We start from the raw sequence: 16,180 nt of genomic DNA, 5'->3' as shown, positions 1-16,180 counted from the left end.
CGACGGACGGGCGACTAGTCGGCAGTCCGCGCGCGGGGCGCCAGGTCCAGTGCGATGTCGGTGATCATGTCCTCCTGGCCTCCCACCATGCCCCGGCGGCCGACCTCGACCAGGATGCTGCGGGTGTCCAGCCCGTGGCGGGCGGCGGCGTTCTCCGCGTGCCGCAGGAAGCTGGAGTACACGCCCGCGTAGCCGAGGCTGAGGGTCGCGCGGTCCACCCGCACCTCGCGGTCCTGGAGCGGTCGTACGAGATCGTCGGCGGCGTCCATGAGCGGGAACAGCTCGCAGGCGTGCTCCCAGCCCATCAGGTCGGCGACCGCGACGAACGCCTCCAGGGGACAGTTGCCGGCGCCCGCGCCCTGGCCCGCGAGGGAGGCGTCGACGCGGACGGCGCCGCTCTCCACGGCGACCACGCTGTTGGCGACGCCGAGACCGAGGTTGTGGTGGGCGTGGATGCCCAGCTCGGTCGCCGGGTCGAGGACGTCGCGGTAGGCGCGGAAGCGGTCGCGGACGCCGTCCATGGTGAGCCGGCCGCCGGAGTCGGTGACGTAGACGCAGTGGGCGCCGTACGACTCCATCAGCTTGGCCTGGCGGGCCAGTTCGGCCGGTTCGGCCAGGTGGGACATCATCAGGAACCCGGCGACGTCCATGCCCAGCTCGCGGGCGGCGGCGATGTGCTGGGCGGAGATGTCGGCCTCGGTGCAGTGGGTGGCGATGCGCACGGAGCGGATGCCCAGGGCATGGGCCCGCTTGAGATCGTGAAGGGTGCCGATGCCGGGGAGCAGCAGGGTCGTCGGGACGGCGTGGAAGGCGACGTCGGCGACGGCCTCACGTCGATACGACGGGGGGTGGTCAGTCCGGTGCCCGCACCTTGAGCACCTGATCGTCGACGTGGAGTACTTCCAGTCGGCGCTCCGCACCGGGCAGGCTGAGCGCGAGCCGGCGGCTGTCGGCCGGGTCCGCCGGCGCCCATGTGCCGGTGCGCCGCCCAGGTGCGTCGCCGCGGCCGATGGGGCGCTCGGTGAAGGTGCCGTCCGCGGCGAACTCCAACCCGCGGCGGCCGCGCGCGGGTGGTAGTGGGTAGCCCGCGGGGCGGTACACCGTGACGCCGGGGGAGTCCTCCTCGTACGAATGCACCCATGTTCCGATCAGTTCCGGTGGTGGGCCGCTCATGGTCGGGCACCTCCTGATCTGTCGTCAGTTGACCCGATACGGAAGACAACGCCGTACTTACGGCGGAATTCGCGGTTCTGCTTACCGTGTCCGTTCCGTCGCCCTACGGTAAACCTCAACGGGCCCGCTCCACCCTCACTTCCGCACCGCTGGCGGTGCGGCCATCTCCAGGCGGTGCAGCGTGCCCGAGAACGAGACCGACGAGACCACCCCCGCCCCCGTACAGCGTGTCTGCGGCACGATGCCGGTCCACCGGCGGCTGCTGACCGAGGACCGCTCCTACGCCGTCGCGCGGGACGCGTTGGAGAACCGGGCCTTCGCCTTCGAGCAGGGGCTGGAGACACCGGCCCGCACGGGTGTGACGGTGATCCCCGTCGTGGTGCACGTCATCCACCACACGCCCGAGCAGGACATCGGCGACGAACAGATCGTCAGCCAGATCGACGTCCTGAACCAGGACTACCGGATGCTCAACCCGGACGTCTCGCGGGTGCCCGAGGTCTGGCAGCCTCTCGTCGCGGACTGCCGCATCGAGTTCCGGCTCGCCTCCCAGGGCCCCCACGGCGAGCCGACCAACGGCATCACCCGGACCCGGACCGCGACGGACACCTTCGGGATGGACGACGCGATCAAGTTCACCGAGAGCGGTGGGCAGGACGCCTGGCCCGCCGACCAGTACCTCAACTTCTGGGTCGCCCCACGCCTCGAGGACCCCAACGTGGGGGAGATCCTCGGCTACGCCCAGTTCCCGGGCGGTCCCGACGCCACGGACGGTGTCGTCATCACTCACACCTTCGTCGGCACGACGGGAACCGCGAGGGCTCCCTTCGACCTCGGCCGCACGGCCACCCACGAGGTGGGCCACTGGCTCAACCTGTTCCACATCTGGGGCGACGACGGAGAGGGGTGCAGCGGCAGCGACTTCGTCGCGGACACCCCCAACGCGGGCGGCCCCAACTTCGGCACACCCAGGTTCCCCCATGTGACGTGCAACAACGCTCCCGACGGGGACATGTTCGTCAACTACATGGACTACACCGACGACGCGGGCATGTTCATGTTCACCCAGGGTCAGGTGGCCCGCATGGACGCCACCCTCGAAGGTCCGCGCTCGTCGTTCCTGAAGACGAACGCGTAGCTAGCCTTCCTGGGCGGTCCGCAGCAGATGGTCGCGGACCAGGGGCACGTGCGGATTGCCGGAGGCGCCCGGACGCTGCACGAGGAAGACGGTGTTGATGGGCGGGTCGTCCGGGTCGTGGAGCAGGATCAGCGTCCCGGACGCCAGCTCCGCCGCGCACAGATAGCGGGGCAGCACCGAGAACCCGGCGCCGCCCACGACCGCCGCCTTCACCGCGTTGAGGTCGGGCATGGTGACCGCGGGGTCGCGCACCAGGCGCTTGCCGAAGACGTGCCGCCAGTAGCGGCGCACGATGGGCAGATCCTCGGCGTACGCGATCAGCGGGACGCCGTGCAGCGCGGCCTCCCCCTCGGCCGCGATCCGCGCCGGACCACCGATCCGCTCCGCCCGTTCGGGCGCGGCGACCAGCACGAACTCCTCGTCGTTCAGGGGCACCGCGGCCAGCGTGCGGCCACGCGGCCGGAAGGTGGCGATCACCAGGTCGTGACGGCCCGCGCGCAGATCCTCCAGGAGCGGCTCGGTGAGACCGGGCGTGATGCGCAGCCGTACGCCCTTCTCCACCAGGGGTGCGATGGCGGGCAGCACGGAGCGGGTGAGGAACTCGGCGGGCCCGGCCAGATGCACGGGCTCGGCCGGGGAGTCGTCCGCTCCCGTGACCGTGGCGAGCGAGTCCAGCGGGTCGACGATCCGGGCGGCCAACTCGTCCGCGTACGCCGTCGGCGCCACCCCTCGGGCCAGCCGCTCGAACAGCTCCCGGTCCAGTTGTCGCTCCAGCGCGCGGATCTGGGTGGTGACCGTGGGCTGCGACAGGCCGAGGAGACGGGCCGCCGCGGTGAAGGAGCCGGTGCGGTAGACGGTCAGGAACGTGCGGAGCAGATTGAGGTCCAGCGGTGCCGCGACCGGGTGGTGATTGGATTCCCTATCTCTCACATACGTGAGCCTATTGGATTCCTATGGGTGGAAAGAATTACGGTCGGACCATGGCAAAGATCCTCTTCGTAATGACCGGCGTCGACCACTGGACGCTGGCGGACGGCACTCAGCACCCCACCGGCTTCTGGGCCGAGGAGGCCGTCGCCCCGTACGAGGCCTTCAAGGCCGCCGGTCACGAGATCACCGTGGCCACCCCGGGTGGGGTCGTCCCCACCGTTGACAAGGGCAGCCTCGCGGCCGAGGTGAACGGCGGACAGGAGAACGCCGACCGGATCGCGGGCGTCATCGCCGCCGCGACCGAGATCCAGCACCCGATCCGCCTCGAGGACGTGAACCTCGACGACTACGCCGCCGTCTTCTACCCCGGCGGCCACGGTCCGATGGAGGACCTCGCGGTCAACACCGACTCCGGTGAACTCCTCACCCGCGCCCTGGAGTCCGGCAGGCCGCTCGGCGTCGTCTGCCACGCCCCGGCCGCCATGCTCGCCGCGGTCAAGGCCGACGGCGCCAACAGCTTCGCCGGCTACCGGATCGCCGCGTTCACCAACGCCGAGGAGACCCAGGCCGGCTTCGCAGACAAGGCCAAGTGGCTGCTCCAGGACCGGCTGACGGAGGCCGGCGTGCAGGTCGAGGTGGGCGAACCGTGGGCGCCGAAGGTCGTCGTCGACCGCAACCTGGTCACCGGCCAGAACCCGGCGTCCTCCGCGCCCCTGGCGGTGGAACTCCTCAAGAAGCTGGGCTGACACGGCAGTTGGCTGAAGGGCCGGTGCGATTCGCGCCGGCCCTTCACTCGCTCTCGCTCTCCTGTCTACCGCGCGGCCTTGAAGGACCGCAGCCGCAGCGAGTTCCCCACCACGAACACCGATGAGAACGCCATCGCCGCGCCGGCCAGCATCGGGTTGAGCAGTCCGGCCGCCGCGAGCGGCAGTGCGGCCACGTTGTAGGCGAAGGCCCAGAACAGGTTGGTGCGGATCGTGCCGAGGGTCCGGCGGGCCAGCCGGATGGCGTCCGCCGCCGCGCGCAGGTCACCGCGGACCAGGGTGAGGTCGCCGGCCTCGATCGCCGCGTCCGTGCCGGTCCCCATGGCCAGCCCCAGGTCGGCCTGGGCGAGCGCGGCCGCGTCGTTGACACCGTCGCCGACCATCGCGACCGAACAGCCCTCGCCCTGAAGGCGCTTGACGACATCGACCTTGTCCTGCGGCAGCACCTCGGCGATGACGTTCTGCGGCGCGATCCCGACCTCCTCGGCCACTGCCCGGGCCACCGCCTCGTTGTCCCCGGTCAGCAGGATCGGCGTCAGCCCCAGTGCCCGCAGCCGGGTGATCGCCTCGGCACTGGTCTCCTTGACCGCGTCGGCGACCTCGAGGACCGCCCGCGCCTCCCCGTCCCAGGCCACGGCGATGGCCGTACGACCGGACGCCTCGGCCTCGGACTTGAACCGGGCCAGCTCCACGGGCAGTTCCATCGCCCACTCACCCAGCAGCCGCTCCCGGCCGACGAGCACGGCGTGGCCCTCGACGATGCCCTGCACACCGAGCCCCGGCACGTTCGCGAAGTCCTCCGGGGTGGGCAGCGAGCCCAGCTTCGCCAGCGCCCCGTCGGCCACCGCCCGGGCGATCGGGTGCTCCGAGGCGTGCTCCAACGCGCCCGCCAGTCGCAGGGCTTCGGCCTCGTCGGTGCCCTCGGCGGTGTGCACGGCCAGCAGGGTCATCCGGCCCGTGGTCACCGTGCCCGTCTTGTCCAGGACGATGGTGTCGACCTTGCGGGTGGACTCCAGGACCTCGGGGCCCTTGATCAGGATGCCGAGCTGTGCGCCACGACCGGTGCCCACGAGCAGCGCGGTCGGCGTGGCCAGGCCCAGGGCGCACGGGCAGGCGATGATCAGCACGGCGACCGCGGCGGTGAACGCGGCAGTCAGACCCGCCCCGTTGCCGAGCCAGAAGCCGAGGGTGCCCAGCGCGAGGGCGATCACGATCGGCACGAACACCGCGGAGATACGGTCCGCGAGCCGCTGTGCCGCGGCCTTCCCGTTCTGCGCGTCCTCGACGAGCTTCGCCATCCGGGCCAGCTGGGTGTCCGCGCCGACCCGGGTCGCCTCGACGACGAGCCGCCCGCCGGCGTTGACCGTGGCACCGGTGACGGCGTCGCCCGCGGTGACCTCCACCGGCACGGACTCGCCGGTGAGCATCGAGGCGTCCACCGCCGAGGAGCCCTCGACCACCGTCCCGTCGGTGGCGATCTTCTCGCCGGGCCGCACCACGAAGCGGTCGCCGACCTTCAACTCGCCCACGGGCACGGTCCGTTCACGACCGTCGGCGCCCATCACGGTGACGTCCTTCGTGCCCAGTTCCAGCAGCGCCCGCAGCGCCGCCCCCGCCTTCCGCTTGGACCGGGCCTCGAAGTACCGCCCCGCCAGGATGAACGCGGTGACACCCGCCGCGGCCTCCAGGTAGATGTTCCCGGCGCCGTCACCCCGGGCGATCGTCAGCTCGAAGGGGTGCGTCATACCCGGCGTCCCCGCGGTCCCGAAGAACAGCGCCCACAGCGACCAGCCGAACGCGGCGAGCGTGCCGACCGAGATCAGCGTGTCCATCGTCGCCGCGCCGTGCCGCGCGTTGGTGAACGCCGCCTTATGGAAAGGCCATCCGGCGTACGTCACCACGGGCGCCGCCAGCGTCAGCGACAGCCACTGCCAGTACTCGAACTGGAGGGCGGGAATCATCGCCATGGCGATGACGGGGACCGCGAGCGTCACGGCGGTGACCAACCGCTCCCGCAGCGGCCGGAGTTCGTCGTGTGAGGAGTCCGGGGTATCGGCGGGGTCCGGTTCGGGTGGTGTCGGCTCCTCGGCCGTGTACCCGGTCTTCTCGACGGTCGCTATCAGGTCCTGGACGGTGAGGTCCCCGTCGTAGCTGACCTTCGCCTTCTCGGTGGCGTAGTTGACGGTCGCGGTGACCCCGTCCATGCGGTTGAGCTTCTTCTCGATACGCGCGGCGCACGAGGCACAGGTCATGCCGCCGATGACGAGCTCTACCTCGGTAGTGGCTCCGGTCGCGGTGGTGGTCATCGCTGCTCCTCGTGAGATACGGGGCGGGGGTATTCGTGCTGTAGGGTCTGTATACCCCCACAGGGTATCTGAGGCAAGTTGTTCGAAGGGCTTGACTTGGTACCCCCCAGGGGTATGGTCAGATCATATCGAGGCCCCGCGTCCGAGCCGGGGGCAATGTCTTCCCAGGAGCTGGCCATGCACGCTGGACTCAAGATCTCCGCCTTCGCCGCCGCGCTGGCCGCGACCTTCGGCACCGCCTACGGCGTGGGCAAGGGTGTCGACCCGGTCGTCGCGGAGAGCGCGCCCGCACGCCATGACAGCCACGAGGAGGCGAGCCCCTCCGCGGCGGCGGGCGGCGGACATGTCCCGGGCGGCCTACAGATCTCCGAAGGCGGCTACACCCTCGACCTGCGGACCCCGAGCGTCACCGCCGGACAGCGGGCCGAGCTGCGGTTCGTCGTACGCGACGCGAGCGGCCGCGCCGTCACCGACTACCGGCGCGAGCACGAGAAGGAACTCCATCTCATCGTCGCCTCACGCGACCTCGTCACCTTCCGCCACCTGCACCCGACCCGCGCCGCCGACGGCACCTGGAGCATCCCCGTCGAGCTGCCCCGCGCGGGCGGCTACCGCGTCTTCGCCGACTTCACCCCGGCGAGGAAGGGCGCCGAGAACCTCACCCTCGGCGCGGACCTGGCGGCCTCGGGCGCCTACGAGCCGCAGCGGCTCCCGGCGCGCAACGCGACCGCCACCGTCGACGGCTACAAGGTCGAACTGAGCGGCGGGCTGCGCCCGGGAGGCGAGAGTGAGGTCGAGCTCAAGGTCTTCCGGGGCGGCAGGCCCGTCACCGACCTCCAGCCCTACCTCGGCGCCTACGGCCACCTCGTCGCCCTGCGCTCCGGTGACCTGGCCTACCTCCACGTCCACCCCAACGGCGAGCCCGGCGACGGCGCGACCGAGTCCGGCCCCGGGATCTCGTTCACTGCCACGGCACCCAGCGAGGGCTCGTACCGACTGTTCCTGGACTTCAAGCACGAGGGGAAGGTCCACACCGCGGCGTTCACCGTGACGGCCGGAGAGGTGACGGCCGCGCCCGAGCCCGAGGCCGGGCACGCGGAGGAGGGCGGTCACGGGCACTGACCGGTCCGCGGTGGCAGGGCCGTGCCCACCGGACAACAGGAGCCCGGCGCCCCGGACGGGGGCGCCGGGCCGACTGCGCATGTGTGGGCAGTTGTCCGGTGGGTGGAGGGTCAGGGGCGGTGGGTGAGATAGCCGCCCATGGAGGTGAAGTACTCCGTCGCGGGCAGCTCCCGTCCGTCCTCGGTGCGCACCCGGGTGATCGCCAGGCCGTGGTTGCGGCCCGTACGGGCGTCGGCCCCGGCCACGATCACCACTCCGTCGCCCTCGCGGTAGAAGATGCGGCCGGGCGTTCCGCCGTACCGCCCCTGGGAGACGACCGCGGCGAGGACCTCGAGCCGCTTGCCGCGGTGGAAGGTGTACGCGCTGGGGTAGGGCTCGGACTGGGCGCGGACCAGGCGCTCCAGGTCCTCGGCGGGCCAGGCCCAGTCGATACGGCTGTCCTCGATGGACCGCTTGTGGAAGAAGCTCGCCTGGGAGCGGTCCTGCCGGGTGAACTCCGTCTGTCCGGAGGCGATGAGGTCGAGCGCGCCGATCGTGACCGGGGCGATGAGGTCGACGGTCCGGTGGAAGAGGTCGGTGGCGGTGTCCGTCGGTCCGACCGGCACCGCTTCCTGGCGCACGATGTCGCCGGCGTCGAGCTCGTCGTCCATCATGTGCGCGGTGACGCCCACCTCGGTCTCGCCGTTGATGAGGGCCCAGATCAGCGGGGAGAAGCCGGCGTACTTCGGCAGCAGTGAGTCGTGCACGTTGAGCGTGCCGTGGCGGGGCAGGTCGAAGATGCGCGGGGGGATCCAGGTCCGCCAGTTGTTGGCGACGATGATGTCGGGGTCGGCCTCCTTGAGGCGTGCGAACAGCTCGTCGTCGTCAGGCCGGTTGCGGATCACGACCGGCACGCCGTGCTCCTCGGCGAGGTCGGCCACCGAGTCGCTCCAGATCTTCTCGTAGACGTGCTCGCTCTTGGGGTGGGTCACGACCAGGACCACGTCGTGCTCGGAGTCCAGGAGGGCTCGGAGGGTCCGGTGCCCCCAGGTCTGATAGCCGAACATGACGACCCGCATGCGGTTCCTCCTCGGAGCAGGGACTGACCGGCGCCAGTAAAGCAAGGCTTACCTAAGCGCGCAATGGCGCTCGTTGGGGCGCAAGTTGGGCGGCGGCGCGCCCCCTGATGCCCGGTTTGCCTATCGACAGCCGCACAGGATCAGCTTAGCCTTACCTAAGTTTTGAGCCGATGCCTCCACAGGCGTGCTCGATTCCAGATCTTCCCGACGCTCGACCATCGGCCGCTCCACAGGGCGGCCGACCGCACGATGGGAGTGACATGACACCCGCTCTTCCTGACGACGCATCACTGATCCACGACCTCATAGGCGTTGGCTTCGGGCCCTCCAACGTGGCCATGGCGATCGCGCTCGACGAGCACAACGCACGCGTCGAAGGGCGGGAAGCGGTCAGCGCTCACTTCTTCGAGCAGCAGCCGAGCTTCGGTTGGCACCGCGGCATGCTGATCGACGACGCGACCATGCAGGTCTCCTTCCTCAAGGACCTGGTGACGCTGCGGAACCCCACCAGCGAGTACAGCTTCCTCTGCTATCTCAAGAGCAAGGGGCGGCTGATCGACTTCATCAACCACAAGAACCTCTTCCCGCTGCGGGTGGAGTTCCACGACTACTTCGAGTGGGCCGCGGCCCAGGTCGGGCACATGGTCTCCTACGGCCACGAGGTCGTCTCCGTGTCACCCGTCGTCCGTGACGGGGTCGTGGACCACCTGGATGTGACGGTCCGTTCGGGCGAGGGGCTCGCGCTCCACCGGACCCGCAACCTCGTCATCGGCACCGGCCTGCGCCCGTTGATGCCGGAGGGTGTCGAGCGCACCGACCGCGTCTGGCACAACGCCGAACTGCTCACCAAGGTCGAGGAGTTGGCGGACACCGCGCCCTCGCGCTTCGTCGTCGTGGGCGCCGGTCAGAGCGCCGCCGAGAACGTCGCCTATCTGCACCGGCGCTTCCCGCAGGCCGAGATCTGCGCCGTCTTCACCCGCTACGGCTACAGCCCGGCCGACGACAGCGCCTTCGCGAACCGGATCTTCGACCCCGAGGCGGTCGACGAGTACTTCGGCGCGCCGGACGAGGTGAAACGCAGCCTGATGGACTACCACGGCAACACCAACTACTCCGTGGTGGACATCGATCTGATCGACGACCTGTACCGGCAGATGTATCAGGAGAAGGTCCTCGGCACCGAGCGGCTGCGGTTCCTCAACGTCTCGCGTCTCACCGGCGTCGAGGAGACCCCGGACGGGGTGCGGGCCGCCGTGACGTCCCTGGTCACCGGCGAGGAGACCGCCCTGGACGCCGACGTGGTGGTCTGCGCCACCGGCTACAGCCCCGTCGACCCCCTAGGGCTCATCGGGGAGGTCGCCGACCTGTGCCGGCGCGACGATCAGGGGCGGGTCAGCGTCCTGCGGGACTACCGTGTCGCCACCGACCCCGACCTGCGCTGCGGTATCTACCTCCAGGGCGGCACGGAGCACACGCACGGCATCACCTCGTCGCTGCTGTCCAACACCGCGATCAGGGTCGGTGAGATCCTCGACTCCATCGTCGACCGAACCCTCAAGGTCGCCTCGGACGAGGCCCGTTCGGTCGCGGCCGCGCTGCCGGTGACGCCTGGCGCGCAGCCGGTTCGATCAAAGGGATAACGTACGTCCACATGGGCATGACTGCAGTCGAGCGCACCGCGCCCCGGGTCTCAACGCCTGCCCGGCGGCGTCGAGTTGTGGGTCTCGGCGCCCTGGTGGTGATCCTCGTCGTCGCGGCGGCACTCTCCTTGGCCGTCGGGGCACGGGCGTTGAGCCCCGCCGAGGTGTGGCACGGGCTGTTCGCGGCGCCCGACTCCGACCAACGGCACACCGAGATCAGGCTGATCGTGCAGACCGTACGGGTGCCCCGGACGGTGCTCGCCGTGGTGGCGGGCATCGCCCTGGGCGTCGGCGGGGCGCTGATCCAGGGGTACACGCGCAATCCGATCGCCGACACCGGCCTGCTGGGGGTGAACTCCGGTGCCTCGTTCGCCGTGGTGTCGGCGATCACCCTGTTCGGGCTCGGGAATCCGTTCCAGTACGTCTGGTTCGGCTTCCTGGGCGCGGCGGCCGCCGGTGTCGTGGTGTTCGGGCTGTCCAGCCTCGGCAGGGGAGCGGGCAACCCGCTGACGCTCGCCCTGGCCGGGCAGGGGGTCGCGGTGTTCCTCGCGGCGATGACGACGGCGATCGCGCTCACGGACCAGGCGGCGCTCAACGCGCTGCGGTTCTGGAACGCGGGCTCCGTCGCCGGGGTCGGGTTCGACGTCATCTGGCCGGTGACCGGGTTCATCGCGGCGGGGCTCGTGCTGGCGCTGACCACGCTGCCCTCGATCAGCCTGCTCAACCTGGGCGAGGATGTGGCCCGGGGGCTCGGTGTGAACATCGCGCTGAGCCGGACCGTCGGCATCGTCGCCATCACCCTGCTCGCGGGTGCGGCGACGGCGGCGTGCGGTTCCATCGCCTTCCTCGGGCTCATGGTGGCCCACGTGGCCCGCTACCTCACCGGCCCGGACTACCGCTGGCTGGTGCCGTACGCCGGTCTGCTCGGCGCGATCGTCCTGCTGGTCTGCGACATCGTGGGTCGGCTGGTGGTACGGCCGGGCGAGCTGGACGCGGGTGTCGTCGTCGCGCTGCTCGGTGCCCCGTTCTTCGCGGCGCTGGTGTGGCTCGGAAAGTTCAAGAACGCATGAGCGGGGCGGACGTGAAGGCAAGGGACCGGGCGGACGCCGAGTCGGCGCCGATGCCCGGGGTGCGGCTGGGCCGGGTGTCGTTCGTGTGGCGGCCCTGGCTCCTGTGCGTCACGCTGCTGCTGGCCGTGGCGACCTTCCTGCTGTTCTGTCTGTCCATCGGCATCGGGGACTTCCCCATCAGCCTGCCCCGGGTGATCGCCACGATCCTCGGCCGGGGGGAACAGGTCGACGAGTTCGTGATCATGGACCTGCGGATGCCGCGGGCCATGGCGGGGCTCGTCGTGGGGATCGCGTTGGGCGTCTCCGGGGCGATCACGCAGTCCATCGCCCGTAATCCGCTGGCCAGTCCGGACATCCTCGGGATCACCGGAGGGGCCAGCGCGGTCGCGGTGTTCCTGGTGACGGTCTCGGGCGGGACCGCCGCGGCGATCACGAACACCGTGGGCCTGTCGACGGCGGCGCTCGCGGGCGGTCTCGGCACGGGTCTGCTGGTGTACTTCCTGGCGTGGCGGCGCGGGATCGACGGGTTCCGGCTCATCCTCATCGGCCTCTCGGTGACCGCCGTGACGGAGGCGATCACGACCTGGCTGCTGGCCACGGCCGACATCCGGGACGTGGCCAGGGCCCAGGCGTGGCTGGTCGGTTCGCTGGACGACCGCTCCTGGGGCGAGGTGCGGGTGGCGCTGTGGTGCACGCTCGTCCTGCTCGTCGTCGTGTGGTGCGTCGCCTTCCAGTTCAAGCCGCTGCACTTCGGCGACGAGGTCGCGGCGGGTCTGGGCGTCCGGTACTCGATGGTGCGGGCGGTGATGCTGCTGTGCGCGGTCCTGTTGGCCGGCGCCGCGGTGAGCGCGGCGGGACCGGTGCCGTTCGTGGCGCTGGTGGCGCCGCAGGTCGCGATGCGGCTGGCGAGGTTCCCGACGCCACCGATGGCAGCCTCCGGACTGGTGGGCGCGCTGCTGCTGATCGGCGCGGACCTCGTCGCCCGTACGGCGCTGCCGGTGTCCTTGCCGGTCGGTGTGGTCACCGCGGCGATCGGCGGGCCGTTCCTCGTCTACCTGCTGGTGCGGGCGAACCTCCGGTAGATGATGCGCAAGTCAGGCAAGCCTCAAGGCAAGGGGGCCACGTGGTCGCTCAGGACATGACCGAGATCGAGTCCACGGTCGGGCAGGCCGCACGGCTGACCGCCAGGGACGTCACGGTGGGGTACGGCGGCCGGACCGTCATCGAGGGGCTCGACGTGGCGATCCCGCCGGGGGTGATCACCACCATCATCGGCCCCAACGGCTGCGGGAAGTCGACCCTGTTGCGCACACTGTCGCGGCTGCTCAAGCCGGTCGGGGGGACGGTCCTGCTGGACGGCGACGACATCGCCCGGCTCCGGACCAGGGACGTGGCGAAGAAGCTGGGCCTGCTGCCGCAGGCGCCGGTCGCGCCGGAGGGGCTGACGGTCGCCGACCTGGTCGCCCGGGGGCGCCATCCGCACCAGAGCTGGCTGCGGCAGTGGTCCTCGGACGACGCCGACGTCGTCGGGCGTGCGCTGGCCATGACCGGGGTGGCCGACCTGGCCGACCGCCCGGTCGACGAACTCTCCGGCGGCCAGCGCCAACGCGTGTGGATCTCGATGACCCTGGCTCAGGGCACCGACCTGCTGCTGCTGGACGAGCCGACCACCTATCTGGACCTGGCGCACGCGATCGACGTACTCGATCTGGTGGACGACCTGCACGAGTCGGGCTGCACCGTGGTGATGGTGCTGCACGACCTGAACCTGGCCGCGCGCTACAGCGACAACCTCGTGGTGATGAAGGAGGGGGCCGTCCTGGCGCAGGGGCATCCGCGCGAGGTGGTCACCGCCGAGTTGCTGCAAGAGGCGTTCGGGCTGCGCGCCATGGTGATCGACGACCCGGCGGGAGACCGACCGCTCATCGTGCCCATCGGCCGTACGCACGCGGGCGGTTGAGCCGCCCCTGGCCGAACTTCCGAGGGAAACAAGTCCAGTTAGGCTAGGCTAACCTCATTTTTGTGGATAAGGTTTGCCTGCCCTTAGAACGAGGCGCAGTGGACAGTGCGAAGGCAAGGGATGGCGGATGCTCCTCCACAGAACGACCCTCATGAAGCCTTGGCGGCGGTTGGCGGCGACGGTGTCCGCAGCGACCCTCGCCGTCGGCCTCCTCGCGGGATGCGGTTCCGACTCCTCGGACGAGCCGAGCGACGACAACAACACCGCGGCAGCGGCCGACGCCGGGGCGTTCCCCGTGACGGTTGAGCACGCCTTCGGGTCCACGACCGTCAAGAAGGCCCCCGAGCGGGTCGTCACCGTCGGCTACACCGACGACCAGACCGTCCTGGCGTTCGGCATCAAGCCGGTCGGCATGGTGGACCAGTACCCGAACCCGCCGGGCCAGAGCCCGGACATCAACACCCAGTGGCCCTGGGTGAAGGACAAGTGGGGCGACACCAAGCCCGAGGTCATCATGAAGAACGGTGACTCCGGCCCCAACTACGAGAAGATCGCCGCCCTGCGCCCCGATCTGATCATCGCGGTCTACTCCGAGGTCGACCAGGCCGCCTACGACAAGCTCTCCAAGATCGCTCCGACGGTCGGCCGCACCAAGGCCGAGAAGGAGCCGTTCAGCGCGCCCTGGCAGGACAACGCGCTCCAGATCGCCACGGCGCTCGGCAAGGCCGACGAGGGCGAGAAGATGATCGCGGACGTCCAGGGCCAACTCGACGCGGCGAAGAAGGCGCACCCGGAGTTCGCCGACAAGACCGCCGTCGTGCTGTCCTGGTACGAGAACTCGGTGGCGCCCTTCACCTCCACCGATGTGCGCGGCCGGCTGGTGTCGGGCATCGGCTTCAAGTACCAGACCGAGATCGACAAGGTCGCGGACGGCAGCTTCTACACCAAGCTCTCCCCGGAGCGCATCGACCTCGTCGACGTCGACCACATCTTCGTCATCAACGACAAGGCCGACACCGAGGCGCTGAAGAAGTTCAAGCTCTTCGCCAACCTGGACGCCGTGAAGAAGGGCAACGTGTCGTACCTGCTGGACAGTGAGGGCCCGGCCATCGGCGCGGCCATCTCGCAGGGCACCCTGCCGTCGATGCCGTACGCGATCGACGAGCTCGTCAAGTCGGCGGCCGGTTAGGTGTGACTGTCACCGACGCGCGGGTCGCTTCGGCCGCCCTGCACACCACGACAGGGCGGGAGGCGGCCCGGTGGGTCGCGGCCCACTGTCGTGAGGTGCCCTGGCTGACCGCGGCCACCGTGGTCACCTCGGTGGCCGGAGCGGCGCTCCAGGTGCTTCCGGTACTGCTGCTCGGCCAGGTGGTCGACGGGGTCGTGGACGGGGAGTCCCGCACGGTCCTGGTCAGGATCGGGGTGCTGATGGTGGCCGCCGCGCTGCTGGGCGCGGTGGCCACCGCGATGTCGACCTATCTGATCGGCCGGCTCGGCGCGGATCTGCTCGCGAAGCTGCGGGAGGCCGCCGTCCGGGCCGTGCTCGGGATGCCGAGCGCGCGGATCGAGCAGGTCGGCCGGGGCGATGTGCTGTCCCGGGTCGGCGACGACGTCGCCGTGCTCTCCCGGGGCATCCGCATGGCCGTCCCCACGGTGTTCTCGGCGGGCGTGCTGGTGGTCATCGCCACCGCCGGGATGTTCGGCCTCGACTGGCGGCTCGGTCTGGCCGGCGCCTGCGCGCTGCCCGCATACGCGCTGGCCCTGCGCTGGTACCTGCCGCGCTCCGCCCCCCTGTACCGCACCCAGCGCGCGGCCCAGGCCGACCGGGCCCAGGCGCTGATCAGCGGTCTGAACGGGATCGACACCGTGCGGGCCTACCGCCTGGAGGAGGCCTTCCGCGAGAAGGTCGACCGCGAGTCACGGCGGGTGCGCGACCTGGGCATCGAGGTGTTCCACTTCTTCGGCCGGTTCGTCGGCCGGGAGAACCGCGCCGAGTTCATCGGACTGACCCTGATCCTGCTGGTGGGTTACGCGCTGCTGGAAGCCGACGCGGCCAGCCTCGGCGAGGTGTCGGCGGCCCCCCTGCTGTTCCACCGGCTGTTCGTCCCGCTCGGCTCCATCATGTTCACCTTCGACGAGGCGCAGAAGTCGGGCGCCAGCCTGACCCGGCTGGTCGGGGTGCTGGGGGAGGGCGCGGCGGACCGGCTGGTGGGTGACGAGGCCGTCGCACGGGCGGACTCCCTGTCGTACCCGGTGACGGTGGAGGGGGTGACCTTCAGCTACCCCGACTCCGACGAACCGGTCCTGCGGGACGTCGACCTGACGATCCCGGCGGGCGGTTCCCTGGCGCTGGTGGGGGCGACCGGCGCGGGCAAGACGACGCTGGCCGCGCTCGTCGCGGGCATCGGGACCCCGCAGGCCGGCACCGTACGCATCGGGGCGACCGACCTCGCCGGACTGGACGAGGCCGGGGCACGGGCCCTGGTGAGCATCCTGACCCAGGAGACGCATGTGTTCTCCGGTCCGCTCGCCGACGACCTGCGACTGGCCGCGCCCCGGGCCACGGACGCGGAGCTGACGGACGCGCTGCGCACGGTCGGCGCCGACCGCTGGGTCGCGGAGCTGCCCGAGGGGCTGAACACCCCGGTCGGTGAGGGCGGTGAGCGTCTGGACGTCACCAAGGTCGCCCAGATCGCCCTGGCGCGGCTGGTGTTGGGCCGCGCGCCGGTGGTGGTGCTCGACGAGTCGACCGCCGAGGCGGGCAGCGAGGGCGCCGCCGAGCTGGAGCGGGCCGTGCTGGCCGCGTGCGCGGGCCGGACCACGCTCTTCGTGGCCCATCGGCTCACCCAGGCGATGGCGGCGGACCGGATCGCCGTGCTGGACGCGGGTCGGGTCGTGGAGCTGGGGACGCACGAGGAGCTGGTGGCCCTGGGCGGCCGGTACGCACGTCTGTGGCGGGCCTGGCGAGAGGGTAGTTAGGGAGACCTAACTTAGGCTAGCCTAACTTTCTTACCGTGGA

The 16,180-nt window shown here is 70.7% G+C and carries 13 protein-coding genes and 1 pseudogene; 9 read left to right on the top strand and 5 right to left on the bottom strand.

Annotation, left to right across the window (positions count from 1 at the left end; translation table 11 throughout):
• Positions 1-14: 14 nt before the first annotated feature.
• A pseudogene (gene dmpG, locus ABKA17_RS20725) lies at positions 15-830 on the bottom strand (4-hydroxy-2-oxovalerate aldolase); the annotation flags it as partial.
• 22 nt (positions 831-852) lie between these two features.
• On the bottom strand, positions 853-1,173 hold the full coding sequence (locus tag ABKA17_RS20720; RefSeq protein ID WP_353693592.1) for a hypothetical protein: 321 nt from the start codon (positions 1,171-1,173) through the stop codon (positions 853-855).
• 181 nt (positions 1,174-1,354) lie between these two features.
• Here ABKA17_RS20720 and ABKA17_RS20715 point away from each other — a divergent pair, with 181 nt between their 5' ends.
• The gene (locus tag ABKA17_RS20715) at positions 1,355-2,311 is read left to right on the top strand and encodes a zinc metalloprotease (protein ID WP_353693591.1); all 957 of its coding nucleotides are present in this window, start codon (positions 1,355-1,357) and stop codon (positions 2,309-2,311) included.
• Here ABKA17_RS20715 and ABKA17_RS20710 read toward each other — a convergent pair whose 3' ends face one another.
• The gene (locus ABKA17_RS20710) at positions 2,312-3,241 is read right to left on the bottom strand and encodes a LysR family transcriptional regulator (protein WP_353693590.1); all 930 of its coding nucleotides are present in this window, start codon (positions 3,239-3,241) and stop codon (positions 2,312-2,314) included.
• Between the two features lie 50 nt (positions 3,242-3,291).
• Here ABKA17_RS20710 and ABKA17_RS20705 point away from each other — a divergent pair, with 50 nt between their 5' ends.
• On the top strand, positions 3,292-3,987 hold the full coding sequence (locus ABKA17_RS20705; RefSeq protein WP_353693589.1) for a type 1 glutamine amidotransferase domain-containing protein: 696 nt from the start codon (positions 3,292-3,294) through the stop codon (positions 3,985-3,987).
• A gap of 65 nt (positions 3,988-4,052) precedes the next feature.
• Here ABKA17_RS20705 and ABKA17_RS20700 read toward each other — a convergent pair whose 3' ends face one another.
• Positions 4,053-6,311: a heavy metal translocating P-type ATPase gene (locus ABKA17_RS20700; protein ID WP_353693588.1), complete on the bottom strand. Its 2,259-nt coding sequence runs from the start codon at positions 6,309-6,311 to the stop codon at positions 4,053-4,055.
• Between the two features lie 177 nt (positions 6,312-6,488).
• Between ABKA17_RS20700 and ABKA17_RS20695 the strand changes: the two genes are divergently transcribed.
• Positions 6,489-7,433 carry a DUF8832 domain-containing protein gene (locus ABKA17_RS20695; protein WP_353693587.1) on the top strand — a complete coding sequence of 315 codons (945 nt, stop codon included), beginning with the start codon at positions 6,489-6,491 and terminating at the stop codon, positions 7,431-7,433.
• Positions 7,434-7,543: 110 nt separating this feature from the next.
• Here ABKA17_RS20695 and ABKA17_RS20690 read toward each other — a convergent pair whose 3' ends face one another.
• Complete coding sequence (locus ABKA17_RS20690; RefSeq protein ID WP_353693586.1) at positions 7,544-8,491, bottom strand: methionyl-tRNA formyltransferase; 948 nt, start codon at positions 8,489-8,491, stop codon at positions 7,544-7,546.
• Positions 8,492-8,751: 260 nt separating this feature from the next.
• On the opposite strand from ABKA17_RS20690, the gene ABKA17_RS20685 reads away from it, so the two are divergent.
• The 6 genes from ABKA17_RS20685 (at position 8,752) to ABKA17_RS20660 (ending at position 16,140) form a co-directional block, all read left to right on the top strand.
• Positions 8,752-10,131 carry a lysine N(6)-hydroxylase/L-ornithine N(5)-oxygenase family protein gene (locus ABKA17_RS20685; protein ID WP_353693585.1) on the top strand — a complete coding sequence of 460 codons (1,380 nt, stop codon included), beginning with the start codon at positions 8,752-8,754 and terminating at the stop codon, positions 10,129-10,131.
• 11 nt (positions 10,132-10,142) lie between these two features.
• Complete coding sequence (locus ABKA17_RS20680; RefSeq protein ID WP_353693584.1) at positions 10,143-11,201, top strand: FecCD family ABC transporter permease; 1,059 nt, start codon at positions 10,143-10,145, stop codon at positions 11,199-11,201.
• Positions 11,198-12,283, top strand: coding sequence for a FecCD family ABC transporter permease (locus tag ABKA17_RS20675; protein WP_353693583.1), 1,086 nt, complete (start codon positions 11,198-11,200; stop codon positions 12,281-12,283). Before ABKA17_RS20680 ends, ABKA17_RS20675 begins: the two co-directional genes overlap by 4 nt.
• Positions 12,284-12,339: 56 nt before the next feature.
• A complete protein-coding gene (locus tag ABKA17_RS20670; RefSeq protein ID WP_502994319.1) occupies positions 12,340-13,161 on the top strand; it encodes an ABC transporter ATP-binding protein in 822 nt (273 codons plus the stop codon).
• 127 nt (positions 13,162-13,288) lie between these two features.
• A complete protein-coding gene (locus ABKA17_RS20665) occupies positions 13,289-14,350 on the top strand; it encodes an iron-siderophore ABC transporter substrate-binding protein (protein ID WP_353693581.1) in 1,062 nt (353 codons plus the stop codon).
• 2 nt (positions 14,351-14,352) lie between these two features.
• Complete coding sequence (locus tag ABKA17_RS20660; protein WP_353693580.1) at positions 14,353-16,140, top strand: ABC transporter ATP-binding protein; 1,788 nt, start codon at positions 14,353-14,355, stop codon at positions 16,138-16,140.
• The last annotated feature ends 40 nt before the right edge of the window (positions 16,141-16,180 follow it).

This window comes from Streptomyces sp. RG80 (genome assembly GCF_040446465.1).
Classification (GTDB): Bacteria; Actinomycetota; Actinomycetes; order Streptomycetales; family Streptomycetaceae; genus Streptomyces.
The sequence above is the reverse complement of the archived record's forward strand: the minus strand, read 5'-3'. Positions and strand labels throughout refer to the sequence as shown.